20 protein-coding genes are annotated in these 20,105 nt (G+C 53.9%); 11 read left to right on the top strand and 9 right to left on the bottom strand.

Annotated features, from left to right (window positions below; all coding sequences use genetic code 11):
* Positions 1-143: 143 nt before the first annotated feature.
* Positions 144-857 carry a murein tripeptide amidase MpaA gene (mpaA, locus tag HA51_RS08925; protein ID WP_084934186.1) on the top strand — a complete coding sequence of 238 codons (714 nt, stop codon included), beginning with the start codon at positions 144-146 and terminating at the stop codon, positions 855-857.
* Here mpaA and ycjG read toward each other — a convergent pair.
* Positions 826-1,812, bottom strand: a complete 987-nt coding sequence (gene ycjG, locus HA51_RS08920; protein WP_084934185.1) for an L-Ala-D/L-Glu epimerase — start codon at positions 1,810-1,812, stop codon at positions 826-828. The genes mpaA and ycjG overlap by 32 nt on opposite strands.
* A 153-nt stretch (positions 1,813-1,965) precedes the next feature.
* On the opposite strand from ycjG, the gene tpx reads away from it, so the two are divergent.
* From tpx to HA51_RS08905, 3 genes are all read left to right on the top strand, one after another.
* Positions 1,966-2,469 (top strand): thiol peroxidase, encoded by a 504-nt coding sequence (gene tpx / locus HA51_RS08915; protein WP_084934184.1) that lies wholly within the window; start codon positions 1,966-1,968, stop codon positions 2,467-2,469.
* 297 nt (positions 2,470-2,766) lie between these two features.
* Positions 2,767-4,146 carry a glycoside-pentoside-hexuronide (GPH):cation symporter gene (locus tag HA51_RS08910; RefSeq protein WP_084934183.1) on the top strand — a complete coding sequence of 460 codons (1,380 nt, stop codon included), beginning with the start codon at positions 2,767-2,769 and terminating at the stop codon, positions 4,144-4,146.
* On the top strand, positions 4,143-6,167 hold the full coding sequence (locus HA51_RS08905) for a glycoside hydrolase family 31 protein (RefSeq protein WP_084934182.1): 2,025 nt from the start codon (positions 4,143-4,145) through the stop codon (positions 6,165-6,167). The genes HA51_RS08910 and HA51_RS08905 overlap by 4 nt, the downstream gene beginning before the upstream one ends.
* 96 nt (positions 6,168-6,263) lie before the next feature.
* On the opposite strand, the gene tyrR is transcribed toward HA51_RS08905, so the two are convergent.
* The 7 genes from tyrR to pspA form a co-directional block, all read right to left on the bottom strand.
* Positions 6,264-7,829 carry a transcriptional regulator TyrR gene (gene tyrR, locus HA51_RS08900; protein ID WP_084934181.1) on the bottom strand — a complete coding sequence of 522 codons (1,566 nt, stop codon included), beginning with the start codon at positions 7,827-7,829 and terminating at the stop codon, positions 6,264-6,266.
* Between the two features lie 213 nt (positions 7,830-8,042).
* Positions 8,043-9,116: a YcjF family protein gene (locus HA51_RS08895; RefSeq protein WP_084934180.1), complete on the bottom strand. Its 1,074-nt coding sequence runs from the start codon at positions 9,114-9,116 to the stop codon at positions 8,043-8,045.
* On the bottom strand, positions 9,113-10,510 hold the full coding sequence (locus HA51_RS08890) for a YcjX family GTP-binding protein (protein ID WP_084934179.1): 1,398 nt from the start codon (positions 10,508-10,510) through the stop codon (positions 9,113-9,115). The genes HA51_RS08895 and HA51_RS08890 overlap by 4 nt, the downstream gene beginning before the upstream one ends.
* Positions 10,491-10,739 carry a phage shock protein PspD gene (pspD, locus tag HA51_RS08885; protein ID WP_084934178.1) on the bottom strand — a complete coding sequence of 83 codons (249 nt, stop codon included), beginning with the start codon at positions 10,737-10,739 and terminating at the stop codon, positions 10,491-10,493. Before pspD ends, HA51_RS08890 begins: the two co-directional genes overlap by 20 nt.
* A gap of 56 nt (positions 10,740-10,795) precedes the next feature.
* On the bottom strand, positions 10,796-11,143 hold the full coding sequence (gene pspC, locus HA51_RS08880; RefSeq protein WP_084934177.1) for an envelope stress response membrane protein PspC: 348 nt from the start codon (positions 11,141-11,143) through the stop codon (positions 10,796-10,798).
* On the bottom strand, positions 11,140-11,367 hold the full coding sequence (pspB, locus tag HA51_RS08875) for an envelope stress response membrane protein PspB (RefSeq protein WP_084934176.1): 228 nt from the start codon (positions 11,365-11,367) through the stop codon (positions 11,140-11,142). Before pspB ends, pspC begins: the two co-directional genes overlap by 4 nt.
* 58 nt (positions 11,368-11,425) lie before the next feature.
* On the bottom strand, positions 11,426-12,091 hold the full coding sequence (gene pspA, locus HA51_RS08870) for a phage shock protein PspA (RefSeq protein WP_084934175.1): 666 nt from the start codon (positions 12,089-12,091) through the stop codon (positions 11,426-11,428).
* 163 nt (positions 12,092-12,254) lie between these two features.
* Between pspA and pspF the strand changes: the two genes are divergently transcribed.
* Entirely contained in the window at positions 12,255-13,253 is a 999-nt protein-coding gene (pspF, locus tag HA51_RS08865; RefSeq protein ID WP_084934247.1) for a phage shock protein operon transcriptional activator, read from the top strand.
* A 6-nt stretch (positions 13,254-13,259) separates the two neighbouring features.
* Here pspF and HA51_RS08860 read toward each other — a convergent pair whose 3' ends face one another.
* A complete protein-coding gene (locus HA51_RS08860; protein WP_084934174.1) occupies positions 13,260-13,568 on the bottom strand; it encodes a hypothetical protein in 309 nt (102 codons plus the stop codon).
* A 170-nt stretch (positions 13,569-13,738) separates the two neighbouring features.
* On the opposite strand from HA51_RS08860, the gene sapA reads away from it, so the two are divergent.
* The 6 genes from sapA to fabI all read left to right on the top strand — a co-directional run bounded on the left by sapA (position 13,739) and on the right by fabI (position 19,937).
* Complete coding sequence (gene sapA / locus HA51_RS08855; RefSeq protein ID WP_084934173.1) at positions 13,739-15,361, top strand: ABC transporter substrate-binding protein SapA; 1,623 nt, start codon at positions 13,739-13,741, stop codon at positions 15,359-15,361.
* 2 nt (positions 15,362-15,363) lie between these two features.
* Entirely contained in the window at positions 15,364-16,329 is a 966-nt protein-coding gene (sapB, locus tag HA51_RS08850; RefSeq protein ID WP_084934172.1) for a putrescine export ABC transporter permease SapB, read from the top strand.
* Positions 16,316-17,206: a putrescine export ABC transporter permease SapC gene (sapC, locus tag HA51_RS08845; protein ID WP_084934171.1), complete on the top strand. Its 891-nt coding sequence runs from the start codon at positions 16,316-16,318 to the stop codon at positions 17,204-17,206. Before sapB ends, sapC begins: the two co-directional genes overlap by 14 nt.
* Entirely contained in the window at positions 17,206-18,201 is a 996-nt protein-coding gene (gene sapD, locus HA51_RS08840; protein WP_084934170.1) for a putrescine export ABC transporter ATP-binding protein SapD, read from the top strand. The genes sapC and sapD overlap by 1 nt, the downstream gene beginning before the upstream one ends.
* Before the next feature lie 2 nt (positions 18,202-18,203).
* Entirely contained in the window at positions 18,204-19,007 is an 804-nt protein-coding gene (gene sapF, locus HA51_RS08835; protein ID WP_084934169.1) for a putrescine export ABC transporter ATP-binding protein SapF, read from the top strand.
* A gap of 141 nt (positions 19,008-19,148) precedes the next feature.
* Positions 19,149-19,937, top strand: a complete 789-nt coding sequence (gene fabI, locus HA51_RS08830) for an enoyl-ACP reductase FabI (protein ID WP_007892455.1) — start codon at positions 19,149-19,151, stop codon at positions 19,935-19,937.
* Positions 19,938-20,105 lie beyond the last annotated feature (168 nt).

Here is a 20,105-nt window from a genome sequence, read left to right as displayed (position 1 = left end):
ATCGCAAATTGCTGATTGATATATAGCTATTTCCCCTCGCGCTGATTACCGTTATGTTGAGGCTGGATTCCGGTCACACTTTTAATTTTGAATGTCAGCCTGATGCAGGTTGTCTGAATTGCACGCTTTCAGAGAGGAATGTCATGTCGTCACATCATCCACGTCCCTTGCGCGGCAAGCTGGACGCTGCCTGGCAACAGTATGGTCAGTCGGTGCTGGGTGCGCCGCTGTTGTGGTTCCCTGCCCCTGCTGCCGATGCAGAGAGTGGCTTAATTATTGCCGGTACTCACGGTGACGAGAATGCCGCGGTGGCCACATTGTCTGGTGCAATGCGTACGCTACCGGAGGCTTTGCGTCGACATCATGTGGTGCTGGCGGTCAATCCTGATGGATGTCAGCTCGGCCTTCGCGCCAATGCTAACGGTGTGGATCTCAATCGTAACTTCCCAGCAGCCAACTGGAAAAACGGCGATACCGTTTACCGCTGGAATAGCGCTGCCGATGAGCGCGACGTGGTGCTCTCTACCGGAGCTACCCCCGCTTCAGAACCCGAAACGCAGGCGTTATGCCAACTGATCCATCACATCAAGCCGCAATGGGTTGTCTCATGGCATGAACCGCTGGCTTGCATTGACGATCCGCACCACAGCGCATTGGCACAATGGCTGGCGGAACAAACCCAGCTACCGGTCGTGAGCAGTGTGGGCTACGCCACGCCGGGATCATTCGGCAGCTGGTGCGACGATCTCGGCTTGTTGTGTATTACCGCCGAGATGCCGCCAATTTCCGTTGATGAAGCCACTGAAGTGTATCTGGAAGCGATGATTAATCTGCTACGTTGGCAGCCGCGAGTTTAAGCACGCCATGTTCGAAGTGTAGTGATGGCTCAACATCGGCTGCCAGCCAGGTTGGGCCATCCAGATCGGCAAATTTTGCTATCGGGGTCAGTGGCAGTGCAGCGCGGATTGCACGTGAGGTACACAGCATACAGCCCAGCATCACGGCAAACCCTTGCTGTCGTGCTTCAATGGCTAACGCCAGCGCTTCGGTTAATCCACCCGATTTATCCAACTTGATGTTCACCATGTCATAGCGCCCTTTCAGCTGTGCCAACTGCTCACGCGTATGGCAACTTTCATCGGCACAAATGGGTAACGGGTGGACAAAATGGCTGAGCGCAGCATCTTCGGCAGCAGGAAGCGGTTGTTCAAGCATCGCGACGTTGAGATCCGCCAGCAACTGGCAACGCGCCGCCAGCCCTTCTACATGCCATGACTCATTGGCATCAACAATTAAGGTGGCGTCCGGCACCGCGGTTCTAATCGCGACTAAACGTTCGCTGATCAGATGATGATCGAGTTTGATCTTTAACAGACTTGCGCCGTTTTGCCAAAGCGCCAGCGCACTGCTCGCCATAGCTTCTGGTGTATCAATACTGACCGTATGCGCAGTGGTGATGTCAGACGCGAGGTGAACGCCACATAATGCCTGCAATGTTTTACCCTGCTGCTGACGCTCGAGATCCCACAACGCGCAGTCCAGGGCGTTACGCGCAGCGCCGGCGGGTAACGCATGTTGAAGTTCCGTACGGGTCATGCCGTTTTGTATTGCGGGCAGTTGCGCCGCAATTTGCTGCAGCACAGAGGTCTCACTCTCACCATAACGCGCATAAGGTGTGGCTTCACCGATACCTTTCAAACCGTCCTGCTCAATTTCGACCACTACCACATGGGCTTCCGTCCGACTTCCACGAGAAATAACAAACGGCGAATGCAACGGCCAGGCTTCCGGATAACTCTTCACTGTTCTCATTATTTCTCCTTAAATCCATCACTTAATTGCGCGTCGCCTCGGTTTTCGCTGCGAAATGCGCTCGTAAACCCTTCAAAATTATGTCATAAACAAACGCTATATCTGCTCTGGCAGGTAAAATGCCAGATTAATTCTTCGCTAAAAGGAAATCATATGTCTCAGAATGTTCACTTCCAGGGCAACCCGGTCCCAGTTGCAGGTCACTTCCCGCAGGCTGGCGAACAAGCTAAACCTTTCAGCCTGGTGGCTAAAGACCTTAGCGACGTATCCCTTTCTAAGTATGCAGGTAAACGCAAAGTTCTGAATATTTTCCCAAGTATTGATACCGGTGTATGTGCCGCATCAGTGCGTAAGTTCAACGAGCGCTCAGGCGAAGCGGATAATACCGTAGTGCTGTGCATCTCTGCTGACTTGCCGTTTGCGCAGTCTCGTTTCTGCGGCGCGGAAAACGTCAGCAATGTGGTGACCTTGTCAGCCTTGCGTGGTGCTGAGTTTAAAGAAGATTACGGCGTAGCGATTGCTGATGGCCCACTGAAAGGCCTGACTGCACGTGCCGTGGTAGTGCTGGATGAGAATGACAAAGTGGTTTACAGCGAACTGGTGAACGAAATCACCGAAGAGCCTAACTACGATGCGGCACTGGCTGCACTGAAGTAATCTTGCCCGTTTAAAAAGCCCGTTATTGAGGCCGAATAAAAAGCACCGAATGATTAATTATTCGGTGCTTTTTTTATGGCGCCATTAACACCGCCATTTTTTTAAACTATTGATCCATATTGATACGTTGTATTTTCTAACGCCACTTTTTATTTTTATGTGATTCTTGTTACCCGTATCACATTAATTAAAAAACATAAACCCCGTAACAAATCCCGCAATTGTTCCCATCCGGTTCGCTACCTATAACTAACCGTCAATTGCCCTTAAGCGATTCAAAGACAGGCGGGAGTCTTTATGCAAGCAAGTTTATCCATTAAAGAAAAAATCAGTTACGGTCTGGGTGATATGGCCAGCCATATTGCCATTGATAACGTCATTATTTTTCTCACCTTTTACTACACCGATGTGGTTGGCCTGCCTGCGATCTTTGTTGGCACGCTGTTTTTACTGGCGCGCGTTGCTGACGCGGTGATCGATCCGGCGATGGGGATGGTTGCTGACCGAACGCGTTCGCGCTGGGGCAAATTCCGTCCCTGGTTATTGATGCTGGCGGTGCCGTTCGGTGTCAGTTGTATGTTGATTTATGCGGTACCGGAGAGTCTGTCGCTCTCTGGAAAAATGATTTACGCCGCCGTGACTTACAGCCTGATGATGCTGATGTACACCGCTATCAATATTCCTTACTGCTCAATGGGGGCGATTATCACCGCCGATGATAATCAGCGCATCTCGCTGCAATCATGGCGATTTTTCCTTGCAACGCTGGGCGGCGCGATGTCCACGTTCCTGATGATTCCACTCGCCACCTGGCTGGGCGGCGGTAATAAACTGGACGGTTACTTCGCGGCGATGTCGATTATGGCGACGCTGGCAACTCTGCTGTTTTTTATCTGCTTCCTTAACACCCGCGAACGAATCCATGCTCCCGCCAACCATGGCAATTTTCTCGCTGATTTGCGCGATTTGCTGCGTAACGATCAATGGCGAGTGGTCGCGTTATTGGTGTTCTGCAATATCTCGTTCGGCGTGGTCAGGCTAGGCGCGATGATGTATTACGTCACCTATTTTCTGGGTAATGCCGGCCTCTTCATGTGGCTGTTAGCTGCGCATATTGTCGGCAAAAGCGTCGGTAGCGTGCTGGCAAAACTGCTGACGCGCCGCCTGAACAAAATCACCGCCTTTACCCTCAGCGCCATCACTGCCGGCGTGTTAAGTATCAGTATTGTGTTCCTGCCTGGTTCGTTGGTGCTGTTGGTTGGCATGACCTTTATCGTCTCCAGCTTCTATCAAGTCACCACCACGCTGATGTGGGTGATGATGGCCGACGTCGTGGATTACGGTGAATATCGCCAGGGTAAGCGCCTCGATGGCACCGTCTTCTCCACCCTGCTCGCCGTGTTGAAAATGGGCATGGCCATCAGCGGCGCGATAGTCGGCTGGACACTTGGACTGAGCGGTTACGTTGCTCAAGCACCGCATCAGCAGCCCGCCGCTATGATGGCCATCGTGGCGCTGTTTTCAGTCGTCCCCGGCCTGCTGTCGCTGTTAAGCGCGCTAGCGATGCGCGGTTACAAACTTAACGATGCCACCATGCGCACCATCAATCAGAACAAAGTGTCAGCCCAACCGGCTGCAACTGCCTCCCCCCTTTTACAATCACAGGAGTTGTCATGAGCGAATTACGCGCCGAATCCCAGCGTATTGTCTGGACATTTGACCGCCAGACGCTGGTCATCGAACCTTGGGGCGCGCATAGCCTGCGAGTACGAGCCACTTGTCAGCCCGATCTGATTGATCATGACTGGGCATTGCTATCGCCTGCAGCCTGTGAGGTGGAGATCCAGCAAGAGCCTGAATCTCTCAGCCTGCGTAACGGAAACATTACCGCCACATTGAATATTCGCGGCCAGCTGGCTTTTTACAATCAGCATGGAGAACTGCTGCTGGAGGAGTTCTGGCGTCAGCGCAGCACCGTAGGCATCGGTGCGAGTGAAAAGAGTCAGGACAAATACATCAGCGCCCTGAAACTGGATGCTCGCACCTTTCGACCGATTCCTGGTGGGAAATATCAGCTCAGCGTGCGCTTTGAAGCGCGTGCGGAAGAGAAAGTCTATGGCATGGGCCAGTATCAACAGGATTGTCTCGACCTGAAAGGCTGCACGCTTGAGCTGGCACAGCGTAACTCGCAGGCCAGCGTGCCGTTCATGGTGTCCAATCTTGGCTACGGCTTGCTGTGGCATAACCCAGCCATCGGCGAAGTGACTTTTGGTAAAAACGGTACGCGCTGGCAGGCCGAAGTCACCGACCAGATGGATTACTGGATCACCGCAGGCGATACACCGGCTGAAATCGTGCGCCAGTATGGCCGCGCTACCGGTACAGCACCGATGATGCCTACCTTCGCCACCGGCTTCTGGCAGTGCAAACTGCGCTATCGCACTCAGCAGGAAGTGCTGGAGGTGGCGCGCGAGTATCGCCGCCTGCAGTTGCCGCTCTCGGTCATTGTCATCGATTTTTTCCACTGGCCAAATCAGGGAACCTGGTGTTTCGACGCACGAGACTGGCCGGATCCGCGTGCCATGGTTCAGGAACTCAAGGAAATGGGTATCGAAACCATGGTGTCGGTGTGGCCCACGGTCGACAGTCGCAGTGATAACTATCGTGTGATGAAATCCAAAGGATTGCTGGTTAACAGCGAGCGCGGCGTATCAGTGAATCTCGATTTTCTGGGCAATACCACCTTTTTTGACGCCACGCATCCCGCCGCACGCGAGTTCGTCTGGCAGGAAGTTAAGCGCAATTATTATGACCATGGCATCCGTACTTTCTGGCTCGATGAAGCGGAGCCGGAGTATCGTGCCTACGATTTTGATAACTACCGCTATCACCTGGGACCGGTACAGGAAGTGGGAAACATTTATCCGCAGCTGTTTGCCCGCGGATTTTATGAAGGGCTGCAACAGCAGGGTGAGAGCGAGATTGTCAATCTGGTGCGCTGCGCCTGGGCGGGTAGCCAGCGTTACGGCGTGCTTGCCTGGTCAGGTGACGTTCACTCCTCGTTCCATTCCTTACGCAACCAGTTCACTGCTGGACTCAATATGGCGATGGCAGGTATTCCGTGGTGGACCACTGACATTGGCGGTTTTCAGGGCGGTAACATCCATGACCCGGCCTTTCATGAACTGTTGATCCGTTGGTTCCAGTGGGCGGTATTCTGTCCGGTGATGCGTCTCCATGGTTATCGAGAACCGCAGATTGCGCCAGCAGAAGCCTGGCGCGACGGTATTGCCCAATGCAACAGTGGCTCACCCAATGAGGTATGGAGTTACGGTGAGGAGAATTACGCGCTGATGAAAAGTTGCCTGATGCAACGTGAGCGGCTGCGCCCTTATATTGATGGCCTGATGCGCGAGGCCCACGAGCATGGCGATCCGGTTATGCGCCCGCTGTTCTATCACTACCCGCGGCAGCCAGAGAGCTGGCAAGTGGAAGATCAATATCTGCTGGGCCGCGACATTCTGGTGGCACCGGTACTGCATGCGGGTCAGCGTGAACGTGGAGTGTGGCTGCCAGCTGGTGAGCAATGGATTGACCGCAATGGTGAATGCTATCAAGGCGGGCAACGCATCAACGTTTCCGCAATGCTCAGTGAGATTCCGGTGTTTAAGCGAGAAGGAAGTCAGGTAGACATCTGAATGCCTGGATGAGTGCACATTTGCAAACCGGGATGCCAGATCGCAGGTATCGTAGCTACCGTCTTGCACGTCAAGCGGTAGCTACGGAATGTGCACTTACTCGCTTTCGTTACGCTTCTGCCCCAACCCGTATTCACGCAGTTTGTTAGCAATCGCGGTATGCGATACACCAAGTCGCTTCGCCAGTTTGCGCGTGCTGGGATAAGAGAGATAAAGGCGCGTCAGCACTGAGCGTTCAAAACGACTGGTAATATCATCCAGTGAGCCCTCCATAGCTTCTTCACCCAGCGACACATCTAACGCCTGCTCCGGCAACACAATATCCTGCGGACGCAGTTCGTAGCCTTCCAACTGGGTCAATGCGCGATACAGTGCGTTCTTCAGCTGACGCACATTGCCTGGCCAGTTATAACGCGTCAGGAATGGCACCAGCTGCGGTGAGAGACGAGGCCGAGGTAAACCCTGCTCATCAGAGAAACGTGCCACAAACATCTCGGTTAGCGGCAAAATATCCAGCGGACGTTCGCGCAGCGGTGGCAAATTCAGCGTCAGCACGTTCAGACGATAGAACAGGTCTTCACGGAATTCACCACGCTGCACCAGCTCAATCAGATTCTTTTGCGTGGCACAAATCACGCGGACATCGACATGCACTTCATGCTCTTCGCCCACCCGACGGAACGTGCCATCGTTGAGGAAACGCAGCAGTTTGGTCTGCATGCGCGGTGACATTTCGCCGATTTCGTCGAGCAAAACTGAGCCGCCGTTAGCCTGTTCAAAGAAGCCTTTTTTGCCTTCCAGTGCATTAGGGTAAGCGCCTGCAGCGTGACCAAACAGTTCGCTCTCTGCGACATCATCTGGCAGCGATGCACAGTTCAGCGCGAGGAAGGGTTTTTTACCGCGAGCGCTACGCAGATGGCAGGCTCGCGCCAGCATGTCTTTACCCGTACCGGTATCGCCGACGATAAGCAGCGGCGCATCATGCATCGCCAGTTTACGTGCCTGATCGATTACCTGGCGCATTTTCGGCGTGACCGCAACGATATGATCAAATTCAGATTCATCGGTGACGGTAAGATTTTGCAGTTGCTGACCCATGCGCGCGGTAGATTTCAACGTAATCATCGCGCCCACTGGCTGATCGCTTTGCCCTTCCTCTTCCGTCAGATAGATCGGTCGCGCTTCCATCAGGAAATCACGCCCCTGAATCACCACGTGCTGTGCCTGTGCCTCCACGCGTTCGTTCTCAATCCAGCGTTGGAAGTTAAAACCGGTGATTAGCGTGGCGGCATTCTGATTACGTAACTTCTGTTCATCGAGATTAAACAGACTCTGCGCTGCCGGGTTGGCCAGTTCGATTTTGCACTTTAGATCGATAGAGAGCACCGGCTCTGGCATCGCAATCAGTAATGCGCTCAAGGCGCGATGCTCGCGTTCAGAAGGCATGTAGCTCACAGTGCGCACATCTGTCACGCCTGGTGTACGACGAATTTCCGCCATCAGATTACTGAAGGGTTCAAATTCCAGAGCGGAAAAATTGAGATAGATGCGACCAAAGGGCGCAATTTCAATACCGCGCAAGTCGATGTTGCGCGCAACCAGCAGGTCGAGTAGCTCGCGCGCCAGACCGATGCGGTCCTGGCAGAAAACTTCCAAACGCATTGCGATGAGCCTTAGTCAGGTTTTGATTTTAGAGATAATACGCTAACTTGCAGCGCCTCAGAAGGGGGCTGTCATGAAAAGTTGACAGCTTGAGGCAGGTGACGCGAAGAAGTGTAACGGAACAACCCTCAATAATCCCGTCGAAAATCACAATTAACACAGATAATTTCACCTTTCACGCCATCAGCAGCGTGAAAGGTGAACGTCAGCGAATTATTTAGCAGGCTTGCCTGCTTTATCCCCGTTTTTAATCAGGGATTCTTTCAACTGCGTCAGGAGTTCACGGCGGAAGTCACCCAGGCGGGGTTTATCATCTTCCAGCCAAGGCAGTGGCCGGCATAATTCCATCGCTTTGATGCCGAGACGTGCGGTGAGCAACCCCGCACCAATCCCTTGTGCGGCGCGAGCTGATAGCCGTGCCGCAATGTCCTGTGACATCCAGTCCATCCCCACTTCGCGTACCAGTTCTGATGCCCCGGCAAAGGCCATATTGAGAAGCACCAAACGGAACAGGCGGATGCGGCTGAAGTAACCGAGTTCGATGCCGTAAATCGCGGCGATGCGATTGACCAGTCGTAGGTTACGCCAGGCAATAAACGCCATGTCCACCAGCGCCAGCGGACTGACCGCGATCATTAAGGTGGATTCCGCCGCGTGACGGCTGATTTCGCGATGTGCCTGGCGATCCAACACCGGTTGCACCAATTGCGCATAGAGCAGCACGATTTCGCGGTCATTATGAGTTTCATGCAGCGCGGCATGCCAGCGTTGTAACGCAGGATGAGCCTGATCCAGTTGCGCCTGCTGCGCCAACTTCTCACAAAATGCGCGGCCCTTGCCAATACCGTGACTGTGCAGCAATTCGCGTCCAATATCGCGCTCTTCTGCCCGCTGACGTAAGCGATAAAGACGTCGCCATTCGCCAATCAACGCACCCGCGCCGGCGACCACAATTAATCCACCGGCGACACCCGTGCCCAGAGAGAACCAGTCACGCGTTATCCACGCATCATGCAACCACTGAACACCCTGCGCGACAACGCTGACGCCGAAAATTGCCAGCCCAACACCGACCATTTTACGCCAAACACTACGCTTCGGACGCAGCGCCGCTTCAACCACCTTTTCGCCCTCACCTTCTTCCAGGGGTTCGGTTTCTGCGGTAGCCAAAAATGCCCGCTCCGTTTCTGCACTGAACGTCTGTGCCGGACGCAGCGGTTGTTGTGCTTCATCTTCAAGCGGGCGCGCAAAATCAATCCGAGGTTTGAGTGGGGTTTCGTCGCTCATCGCAATTTATCTCCAAGTAAAAATTCCAGCGCGGCATCCATGCGAATGTGCGGCAGCGGCCGATCAACATCGAGCTGCTGCGGCCGGAACTGTTCAAATTGAAAGCCCTGCTGTTGCCAGAATTGATGGCCCGGCAAACGCGGGGGCACTTCGCCAGGATAGAAGGTCAGCGCTTCGCCATCGTTGAGCCGATGACCACGCAGTGCTGGCAATTTTTCGCCGCGATGATCCACCAAGCCGCTTTCCGTGGCCTGCACGGATGCCAGCCCCATACAATCCATGCTGATGCCTTCAAACGCAGCGTTTTGCCACGCATCCTGCACCAACTGTTGTAACAGCGACACCATATTGGCGTGCTGGTCGGCGGTAATATGGTCGGCTTTGGTGGCGGCAAATAACAGCTTATCAATCACCGGTGAAAACAGCCGGCGGAACAACGTACGCTGACCGTAATGGAAGCTTTGCATCAGTTGGGTGAGCGCCAGTCGCATGTCATTAAAGGCTTGCGGGCCGCTGTTCAGCGGTTGCAGGCAATCCACCAATACGATTTGGCGGTCAAAGCGCAGGAAATAATTTTTGTAGAAGCCTTTTACCACATGCTGGCAGTAATAATTGAAGCGCTGTTGCAGCATGGCAAAGTTGCTGCCAGCTGGTGCCTGTAGCAATTTGCTGGCGTGCATTTCCTCCACTTGCGGCCACGGGAAGAATTGCAGTGCCGGAGCGCCCGCCATATCACCCGGTAAGACAAAACGGCCCGGCTGAATAAAATGCAGTCCTTCACGTTTGCACTGGTGCAAATAATCGGTCCAGGCCGTGGCAATGGCTGCCAGACGATTTTCATCAGCCGGTGCAAACGGGTCGAGATCCTGACAAAGGCTGAGCCAGTGTGCCGACCACTGCTGGCGGTCGCCCTGCAGCAGTCCCATCATCTGACGCGACCAGCTCAGATAATCCTGTGCCAGCATCGGCAGATCGAGCAGCCATTCGCCGGGATAATCGACGATCTCCAGATAAAGCGTAGCGGTGTCTTTAAAATGGCGCAGCAACGATTGTTGAGGGCGGTAACGCAGCGCCAGCCGCATTTCGCTCACACCGCGCGTGGGCGTTGGCCAAACCGGAGGTGTGCCGTACAACTGGGCTAAGCCTTCATCATAGGTAAAGCGTGGCGTGCCGAGTTCGCGCTGCGGTACGCGCTTTACGCCGAGCAGGCGCTCTTCGCGCACCACAGAGAACAGCGGCAAACGCGCACCGCTGTGGACATTGAGAAGCTGGTTGACCAGCGAAGTGATGAAGGCGGTTTTACCGCTGCGGCTGAGGCCAGTTACCGCAAGGCGCAGATGGCGGTCAACACCGCGGTTCATCAACGCCGTCAGTTCATTTTGCAGTCTTTTCATCGCTCTCCCTGATGAAACGTGCTGACAGGCGTTTAAACGCCTTGCTCAGCAACGGTTCCAGGGCGGCCGCCAGTAACAGGCGCAACGGGCGACGCGCCACCGATTTTACTGCCCAGCCAGCCAAGCCGCCGGGCCCATAGGTTACTGCACTGATGATGATGAATTTCCCCGCCGACTTCAACGCAGGTGTTGCGTGGCGGCGCAGAGCAGTAAAACGCTGATTATACATGTCCACCTCTAAGAATATGCGGGGAAGCGGACCCGCACACGGGCCCGGAGAATAAATCAGATCTGGCGAAAGCGGCTACGCACGCTGAAGGTTTCAGAGGTGACGTAGCGTTCAATCTCTCGCACGTTGCGTTCGTCGCTTTTCAACGCGGAATCCAGCTCATCCAGCAGGTCACGTGCCGTGGGCGTTCGCTGGTCAGGCGCATCTAACGGCTTTTCATCCAGAACGAAGCCAAGAATGAAGTACGCCACGACGGTAAACATGAACAGACCGAAAAATAGCGACAGCACCACAATCACGCGCAATAGTCGCACCGGTATATCGAGGTACTCCGCCAGACCGGCGCAGACGCCGCGAATTTTCCCCTGTTGCGGGATACGCCACAGCTTGCGGCCATTCATCATGGTTGCCTCCAGTTTGGATGCTCGGCATCAAGAATGGCTTCCAGTGCATCAACGCGTTCACGCATACGGCGTGCTTCTTGCGTCAGCTGTTGTAGACGCTGCATATCGCTGGATGACAGTTCCGCGCCACCGTTGCGTTTGTTGCTGTAATGCAGCCATAACCATATCGGTGCGACAAACAGCACAAAGATCGTTAAGGGTATGGCTAAAAATAGTGCGCTCATTGATTTTCCTTTTTCAGGTACACCTTTATGCACGGGCCTGATGGCAGGCCCGTCTTACTTACTCACTGCGGTTCATTTTGGCTTTCAGCGCAGCCAGCTGCTGGCTGATTTCATCATCAGCTTTCAGCTCGGCGAATTCCTGATCTAAACCTTTAGGCTTACCGAAGCGCTGACTTTCCGCTTCAGCTTCCATGTGATCGATGCGGCGTTCAAACGATTCAAAACGTGCCATCGCATCATCCAGTTTGCCGCTATCAAGTTGGCGACGTACATCGCGAGAAGAGGAAGCCGCTTGATGACGCAGCGTCAGTGCTTGCTGACGAGCGCGGGTTTCTGTGAGCTTTTTCTCTAACTCACCAATCTCACCCTTCATGCGTTCCAGTGTTTCTTCAACTTGCGTCGATTCCTGCTGCAGCGAGGCAATCAAATCAGTCAGTTTCTGTTTTTCGATTAAGGCGGCGCGCGCTAAATCTTCTTTACCTTTATTAATCGCCAGTTCGGCTTTTTCCTGCCATTCAGCCTGTTGGATTTCCGCCTGCTCAATGCGGCGCGACAGCTGTTTTTTCTCAGCGAGTGCGCGTGCGGAGGTGGATCGAACTTCCACCAGCGTGTCCTCCATTTCCTGAATCATCAGGCGTACCAGTTTCTGCGGATCTTCGGCGCGCTCCAGCAGGGAATTGATGTTAGCGTTCACGATGTCGGCGAAACGAGAAAAAATACCCATAATGATGTTCCTCTGTTTGTCATGTGGTTGTGCAATACAGGGTTACTTAATACAAAGACCATGCCAACTTTTAATGCCTTGATTTTTAGAGGATTGCAGATTTTACATTCGCTGGATCATCCACTATGGTAGTGAAATTGATTAACTCGTGGCGAAATTCATCATGGCATCAGGTAACGACAATCTTTTAGGTGAATCCAATAACTTTTTGGAAGTGCTGGAGCAGGTTTCCCGCCTCGCACCGCTGGAAAAACCGGTGCTGGTGATTGGTGAGCGTGGCACCGGTAAAGAGCTGATTGCCAGCCGCCTGCACTATCTTTCCGATCGCTGGCAAGGCCCCTTCATCTCCCTGAACTGCGCAGCCTTAAATGAAAATCTGCTGGATTCCGAACTTTTCGGCCATGAAGCCGGCGCGTTCACTGGCGCACAGAAACGCCACCTGGGCCGTTTTGAACGCGCCGATACCGGAACCTTATTTCTTGATGAACTGGCAACCGCACCGATGCTGGTTCAGGAGAAGTTGCTGCGCGTGATCGAGTACGGTCAGTTAGAACGCGTTGGCGGTAATCAATCCTTGCAGGTCAATGTGCGTTTGGTGTGCGCCACCAATGAAGACTTGCCCGCGCTCGCGGCGGCCGGAAAGTTTCGTGCCGATTTACTCGATCGCCTCGCCTTCGATGTGGTGCAACTGCCTCCGCTGCGTGAACGTCGCAGCGACATTTTGGTGATGGCTGAACATTTTGCCATTCAGATGTGTCGTGAGCTGAGCATGCCACTCTTCCCCGGCTTTAGTGAACGCGCGCAACTGGCGCTGCTCAGTCACAACTGGCCGGGCAACGTGCGTGAGTTGAAAAATGTGGTGGAGCGTTCGGTGTATCGCCATCATAGCGTTGACGAGCAATTGGATAACATCATCATCAACCCGTTTGCCCCCCGCAGCGCGCCACCCGATATTATCGCCGAACCCAGCGTCAGCGGCTTACCCACCCTGCCGCTCGATCTTCGCCAGTGGCAAAACCAGCAGGAGCGTGAGTTAGTGGAGGCCAGCTTGCAGCAGGCGAAATATAACCAGCGCCGCGCCGCAGAGTTACTGCGCGTGACCTACCACCAACTGCGCGCAATGATGAAGAAGCACGGCATTCAGGTGCGTGAAGAGGAGTGAGCGGCGTTAAGTCAAAAACGCGCGATAAATCGCGCCGCTACAGATTGTGCGGCTTTTGATTTTACAAAAACCGCAGAGGTGTTTTTTCAAACTGATTTGTGCTGATGCAAGGCGGCAAGTGAAGACATCCCCGAGAGCATACATCAGTATGTGACCGGTGTGGCTGAGCGTAGCCAACGCAGCAGCAGTGCAAATCAGGAAGAAAAAAAAGCCCGTACTATAAAGTACGGGCAACTTAATACTGGAAGCAATGTGAGCAATGTCGTGCTCTTCTTCGGTAGAGCCACCGTCGAAGCGCAGAAGAATAATAATCATTCTTATTATCATCTGTAAAGCCCTAATTGAGAATTTTTCTCATTTCCACACTAACGTTGTGATTATCCCGCCACCAATTCGGTGAAAAACAGCGCAGATTGATCGTGGATTTGGGGAGTGTGTGACCTTTGCGATACACTCTCGCTATTGCCTCAGAATCGTTGAGTTCTATGCCCAAATTACTAACTTCGCTGCTGCTAAGTCTCAGCGTATTGAGTGCGTCTGCGCTGGCCGCGCCAACGGATAACATCCGTAACAGCGGCTTTGTCTATTGCGTGAATGGCACGGTGAACACCTTCAATCCGCAGATGGTGAGCAGCGGTCTGGTGGTCGATACCCTTGCAGCGCAGTTATACGACCGCCTGCTGGATGTTGACCCTTATACCTATCGCTTAATTCCTGACCTGGCACAAAGTTGGGAAGTCCGCGATAACGGTGCGACTTACCGTTTCCATCTGCGAAAAGATGTGTCGTTCCAGCATACCAACTGGTTCAAACCCACGCGTAAAATGAACGCTGATGATGTGGTGTTCAGTTTTGCGCGCATGTTTGACCGTCAGCACCCGTGGCATAACGTGAACGGCGGCAGTTATCCGTATTTTGATAGCCTGCAGTTTTCCGATTCTGTGCAAAGTGTGAAGAAGCTGGATAACGATACGGTGGAAATCCGCCTAAATAGCCCTGATGCCTCATTCCTTTGGCATATCGCCACACATTACGCTCCGATTCTGTCGCAGGAATATGCCGATAAACTCACGGCAAAAGGCCAGCAGGAAAGATTGGACCGTGAACCGGTGGGCACCGGTCCGTTCCAGTTAAGTGAGTATCGTACTGGGCAGTACCTGCGGCTGGCGCGTAATCCACAGTACTGGCGAGGCGTACCCCGTTTGCAGCAAGTCGTGATCGATCTGGGTGTGGGTGGCACTGGGCGTCTATCGAAACTGCTGACCGGCGAATGCGATGTTCTGGCCTATCCCGCCGCCAGCCAACTGTCGATTCTGCGTGATGACCCACGTCTGCGCATGACCTTACGCCCAGGCATGAACATCGCTTATCTGGCATTTAACACCCGTAAACCCCCGCTGGATCGTCCTGAAGTGCGCCATGCGCTGGCATTAGCAATCAATAATGAGCGCCTGATGGAATCGATCTATTACGGCACCGCTGAGACCGCCGCATCGATTCTGCCACGGGCGTCTTGGGCCTACGACAATGATGCCCGCGTCACGGAGTACAATCCGGCTAAAGCGCGTGAAGAGCTGAAAGCGTTGGGTATTGAAGATTTGCACCTGCGTTTAGTGGTGCCGACCACGTCACAATCATGGAACCCCAGCCCGTTAAAAACCGCCGAACTGCTGCAAGCAGATTTGGCGCAGATCGGCGTTCGCGTCACTATCGCACCGGTTGAAGGCCGCTTCCAGGAAGCGCAGCTGATGGCGATGAACCATGATTTAACCCTGACCGGCTGGGCAACCGACAGTAACGATCCAGACAGTTTCTTCCGGCCGTTGCTCAGCTGCGCGGCTATCCGCTCGCAAACCAACTTCGCGCACTGGTGTTCACCCGCCTTTGATGAAGCGCTGCAGCGTGCCCTGCTGTCGCAGCAACTGTCAGCCCGTATCGATAGTTACGATCAGGCACAGCAAATTTTGGCGCAGGAATTGCCTGTATTGCCGCTGGCTTCATCGTTGCGCTTGCAAGCCTATCGTCATGATATTAAAGGTTTAGTGCTGAGTCCCTTTGGTAATGCCTCGTTTGCCGGGGTTTACCGCGATGAAAGCAGCGAGGAGTAAGCATGATCATCTACATATTGCGCCGGCTATTGCTGCTGCTCATCACGCTGTTTTTACTGTCACTGGTGAGTTTTAGCCTCAGCTATTTTACGCCCAATGCCCCGCTGGAAGGCGCTTCGTTGTTCGATGCCTGGTGGTTCTGGTTTAAAGGACTGCTGCAATTCGACTTTGGTGTCTCCAGTACTAACGGCCAGTCAATTGACGTGCAGCTGCGTGAAGTCTTCCCCGCCACACTGGAGCTGTGCGTGCTGGCCTTTATGCTGGCGCTGCTGGTGGGCATTCCGCTGGGGATCTGTGCGGGCGTGATGCGCAAAAAATGGCAGGATAAGGCCATTAGCGCACTGGCCTTGCTCGGCTTCTCTATGCCGGTTTTCTGGCTGGCGCTGCTGTTTACCCTGTTCTTCTCTCTGACCCTCGGCTGGCTCCCGGTTTCAGGACGCTTCGATTTACTCTATCCGGTACAAAACATCACCGGCTTTGCACTTATAGATGCCTGGCTGAGCCCTTCTCCCTGGCGTCATGAAATGTTGATCAGCGTGCTCACGCATATGATTTTACCGGTGATTGTGCTGGCGGTGGCACCCACCACCGAAGTCATCCGTCTGCTTCGCAGCAGCACCAGCGACGTGATGGATAAAAACTATGTTAAAGCAGCGGCCACTCGCGGATTATCACGGTTCACCGTCATCCGTCGACATGTGCTGCACAACGCATTGCCACCCGTTATCCCACGCCTCGGCTTACAATTCTCCACTATGCTGACGCTAGCGATGATCACCGAAGTGGTGTTCAACTGGCCTGGCATTGGGCGCTGGCTAATTAATGCGATTCGCCAACAGGATTATGCGGCCATTTCTGCTGGCGTAATGGTGGTCGGCGGCCTGGTGATTCTGGTCAGTGTACTGTCAGATATTCTCGGTGCGGCACTCAATCCGCTGAAACACAAGGAATGGTATGCCTTACGATGATATTTATGCAGAGAAACGGTTACCCAGTCCGTTTCGTCTGTTTTGGCAGCGTTTTTATCGCGATACCAGCGGCATGATTGGCTTGTACGGATTCGGCACTCTGCTGTTCCTGTGCCTGTTTGGTGGCCTGTTGTCGCCTTATGGCATTGACCAGCAATTCCTCGGTTATCAGTTACTCCCGCCGTCGTGGTCGCGCTATGGTGATGTCTCCTTCTTTCTTGGCACCGACGATTTAGGGCGTGACGTGCTCAGCCGCCTGTTGAGCGGTGTAGCACCGACTGTCGGCTCGGCCACTCTAGTCACCACATTGGCGGCCATTTGCGCGCTGGTGCTTGGCGTGCTGGCAGGAATTACCCACGGATTGCGCTCCGCGGTGATGAATCACGTTTTGGATACCTTACTGTCGATACCTTCGCTGTTACTGGCGATCATTGTGGTGGCGTTTTTAGGCCCGCGATTGGAACATGCAATGCTGGCGGTGTTTCTCGCCATCATTCCGCGTCTGGTGCGTGAGATCTATACTGCAGTGCATGATGAGATGGAAAAAGAGTACGTGGTGGCTCTACGTCTTGATGGCGCACGTAACCTGAATATTCTCTGGAACGCGGTGCTGCCTAATGTGTTGCCGCTGCTGGTGAGTGAGTTCACACGCTCGCTGTCGATGGCGATTCTGGATATCGCAGCGCTCGGTTTCCTCGATCTGGGTGCGCAACTGCCCTCGCCCGAATGGGGCGCGATGCTGGGCGACGCACTGGAGTTGATCTATGTGGCCCCCTGGACCGTGATGCTGCCGGGTGTGGCGCTGATGGTCAGCGTATTAATTGTTAACCTGCTGGGCGACGGCGTCCGTCGCGCCGTAGAAGCGGGAGCTGAATAATGCCGCTACTTGATATTCGTAATCTCACTATCGAATTCATGACTTCAGAAGGCCCGGTGAAAGCCGTAGACCGGATCAACCTCACGCTGAGTGAAGGGGAAGTGCGCGGACTGGTGGGTGAATCCGGATCGGGCAAAAGCCTGATTGCGAAAGCGATTTGCGGCGTCACTAAGGATAACTGGCGCGTAACCGCCGACCGCATGGTGTTTGACGATATCGATCTGCTGCGCCTCTCGCCGCGTGAGCGACGCCGCATTGTCGGCCATAACGTGTCGATGATTTTCCAGGAACCGCAGGCTTGTCTTGATCCCTCCGAAAGCATTGGTCGCCAGTTAATGCAGGCAATCCCACGTTGGACGTTCAAAGGTCACTGGTATCAACGTCTGTGGTTCTGGCGCAAGGCCCGCGCGATTGAGTTGTTGCACCGCGTCGGCATTAAAGATCACAAAGACATCATGCGCAGCTTTCCTTACGAGCTAACGGATGGGGAGTGCCAGAAAGTGATGATTGCCATCGCGCTGGCCAATCAGCCACGCTTGCTGATTGCGGATGAACCGACCAACGCCATGGAGCCAACGACTCAGGCACAGATATTTCGTTTGTTGAGCCGTCTGAATCAGAACAACAACACCACGATTCTGCTGATCAGCCATGACCTGCGCACCATGAGCCAGTGGGCGGATCGGATTAATGTGATGTATTGCGGCCAGACCGTTGAAACAGCTCAAAGCGAAGATTTAATGGACACACCGCATCACCCTTATACTCAAGCGCTGATCCGTGCGATGCCCGATTTCGGCAGTGCGTTACCGCACAAAAGTCGACTGAATACCCTGTCGGGTGCAATTCCTTCGCTGGAACATTTGCCAATTGGTTGCCGTCTCGGCCCGCGCTGCCCCTATGCGCAGCGCAAATGTATAGAGACACCGCGTCTTACCGGAAATAAAACGCACCTGTTTGCCTGTCACTTCCCGTTAAATACGGAGGGCCAGTAAGCATGGAAACCCTGCTTGAAGTGCGTAATCTGAGTAAAACTTACCGCTATCGCACCGGGCTGTTTCGCCGCCAACACGTTGAAGCGGTGAAGGGGGTGAGTTTCACTTTGCGTGAGAAGCAAACGCTGGCGGTGATAGGCGAGAACGGCTCTGGAAAATCGACGCTCGCCAAAATGCTGAGCGGCATGGTGGAACCCACCGAAGGCGAAATGCTGATCGACGATCATCCGCTGGAGTATGGCGATTACGGCTATCGCAGCCAGCGCATTCGCATGATTTTTCAGGACCCGTCAACGTCCCTGAACCCACGACAACGTGTTAGTCAAATCCTCGATTTTCCACTGCGTCTGAACTCCGATTTCGACGATGAGGAGCGGGAAAAACGCATTATTGCCACGCTGCGCCAGGTCGGGTTGCTACGCGACCACGCCGGGTATTATCCACATATGCTGGCCCCCGGACAAAAACAGCGTCTGGCGCTGGCGCGCGCCTTAATCTTGCAGCCCAAAGTCATTGTCGCCGACGAGGCCCTCGCCTCGCTGGATATGACCATGCGCTCGCAGCTGGTGAATCTGATGCTGGAACTGCAGGAAAAACACGGTATCGCTTATATTTATGTGACTCAGCACCTGGGCATGATGAAACACATCAGCGATCAGGTGCTGGTAATGCATCAGGGTGAAGTGGTTGAGCGTGGTGGTACGGCCGATGTGCTGGCCTCGCCGTTGCACGATCTGACGAAACGTCTCATCTCCAGCCATTTTGGTGAAGCACTGACCGCAGAGGCCTGGCGCAGAGTACGTTGATTGTTCACCGCATCGCGGAAAACGCGGTGCGGTTTACCGCATTTGAGAGAGACGTGCTAGAATCCGCACGTCGATTAACGTCGGTCGCCTACTTTTTAATCATTGCGACCGCCAACAACAATGACCATAAGGATTACAGCTATGGGTTTTCTTTCCGGTAAGCGCATTCTGATTACTGGCGTTGCCAGTAAACTCTCCATTGCCTACGGTATTGCACAGGCGATGCACAAACAGGGCGCAGAACTGGCTTTCACCTACCAGAACGACAAATTGAAAAGTCGTGTGGAAGAGTTTGCTAAAGATCTGGGTTCAGACATTGTTCTGCCGTGCGATGTGGCAGAAGACGAGAGCATCACTGCGCTGTTCACCGAACTGGCAAAAACCTGGCCGAAATTTGACGGTTTCGTTCACTCAATCGGTTTCGCACCTGGCGATCAGCTGGATGGTGACTACGTGAACGCCGTTACCCGTGAAGGCTTTAAAATCGCTCATGACATCTCTGCCTACAGCTTTGTGGCAATGGCGAAAGAGTGCCGTGCGATGCTGAACCCGAATTCAGCCCTGCTGACCCTGTCTTACCTGGGTGCAGAGCGTGCTATCCCTAACTACAACGTAATGGGTCTGGCTAAAGCGTCTCTGGAAGCTAACGTACGCTATATGGCAAACGCGATGGGTCCAGAAGGTACGCGTGTGAACGCCGTTTCTGCGGGTCCAATCCGTACTCTGGCGGCGTCTGGCATCAAAGATTTCCGTAAGATGCTGGCTCACTGTGAAGCCGTTACCCCAATTCGTCGTACCGTAACTATTGAAGACGTGGGTAACTCTGCGGCCTTCCTGTGTTCCGATCTGGCGGGTGGTATCACCGGTGAAGTGGTACACGTTGATGGCGGCTTCAGCATTGCCGCAATGAACGAGCTGGAACTGAAATAATGTAGCGGCGGCTATCCAGCCGCCCTTGGGCGTACCCCGGTGCGCCCCTACACATCCCCCTTATACTCACCCGCTATAAATTATTCCCCATCATTCTTTTGCCGCAGACAGTGCTTCAGCGACGATAAGCTAGCCCTTTGGTGGCGATGCGCTTTTCAGATTTGCCCG

It is taken from the genome of Pantoea rwandensis, assembly GCF_002095475.1.
Lineage (GTDB): Bacteria > Pseudomonadota > Gammaproteobacteria > Enterobacterales > Enterobacteriaceae > Pantoea > Pantoea rwandensis.
This window is presented reverse-complemented; position numbering and strand designations above follow the sequence as displayed.

Coding starts and splice junctions, on each gene's coding strand:
- mpaA (WP_084934186.1), top strand. CDS start 144: ATGTCGTCACATCATCCACGTCCCTTGCGCGGCAAGCTGGACGCTGCC.
- ycjG (WP_084934185.1), bottom strand. CDS start 1,812: ATGAGAACAGTGAAGAGTTATCCGGAAGCCTGGCCGTTGCATTCGCCG.
- tpx (WP_084934184.1), top strand. CDS start 1,966: ATGTCTCAGAATGTTCACTTCCAGGGCAACCCGGTCCCAGTTGCAGGT.
- HA51_RS08910 (WP_084934183.1), top strand. CDS start 2,767: ATGCAAGCAAGTTTATCCATTAAAGAAAAAATCAGTTACGGTCTGGGT.
- HA51_RS08905 (WP_084934182.1), top strand. CDS start 4,143: ATGAGCGAATTACGCGCCGAATCCCAGCGTATTGTCTGGACATTTGAC.
- tyrR (WP_084934181.1), bottom strand. CDS start 7,829: ATGCGTTTGGAAGTTTTCTGCCAGGACCGCATCGGTCTGGCGCGCGAG.
- HA51_RS08895 (WP_084934180.1), bottom strand. CDS start 9,116: ATGAGCGACGAAACCCCACTCAAACCTCGGATTGATTTTGCGCGCCCG.
- HA51_RS08890 (WP_084934179.1), bottom strand. CDS start 10,510: ATGAAAAGACTGCAAAATGAACTGACGGCGTTGATGAACCGCGGTGTT.
- pspD (WP_084934178.1), bottom strand. CDS start 10,739: ATGTATAATCAGCGTTTTACTGCTCTGCGCCGCCACGCAACACCTGCG.
- pspC (WP_084934177.1), bottom strand. CDS start 11,143: ATGATGAATGGCCGCAAGCTGTGGCGTATCCCGCAACAGGGGAAAATT.
- pspB (WP_084934176.1), bottom strand. CDS start 11,367: ATGAGCGCACTATTTTTAGCCATACCCTTAACGATCTTTGTGCTGTTT.
- pspA (WP_084934175.1), bottom strand. CDS start 12,091: ATGGGTATTTTTTCTCGTTTCGCCGACATCGTGAACGCTAACATCAAT.
- pspF (WP_084934247.1), top strand. CDS start 12,255: ATGGCATCAGGTAACGACAATCTTTTAGGTGAATCCAATAACTTTTTG.
- HA51_RS08860 (WP_084934174.1), bottom strand. CDS start 13,568: ATGATTATTATTCTTCTGCGCTTCGACGGTGGCTCTACCGAAGAAGAG.
- sapA (WP_084934173.1), top strand. CDS start 13,739: ATGCCCAAATTACTAACTTCGCTGCTGCTAAGTCTCAGCGTATTGAGT.
- sapB (WP_084934172.1), top strand. CDS start 15,364: ATGATCATCTACATATTGCGCCGGCTATTGCTGCTGCTCATCACGCTG.
- sapC (WP_084934171.1), top strand. CDS start 16,316: ATGCCTTACGATGATATTTATGCAGAGAAACGGTTACCCAGTCCGTTT.
- sapD (WP_084934170.1), top strand. CDS start 17,206: ATGCCGCTACTTGATATTCGTAATCTCACTATCGAATTCATGACTTCA.
- sapF (WP_084934169.1), top strand. CDS start 18,204: ATGGAAACCCTGCTTGAAGTGCGTAATCTGAGTAAAACTTACCGCTAT.
- fabI (WP_007892455.1), top strand. CDS start 19,149: ATGGGTTTTCTTTCCGGTAAGCGCATTCTGATTACTGGCGTTGCCAGT.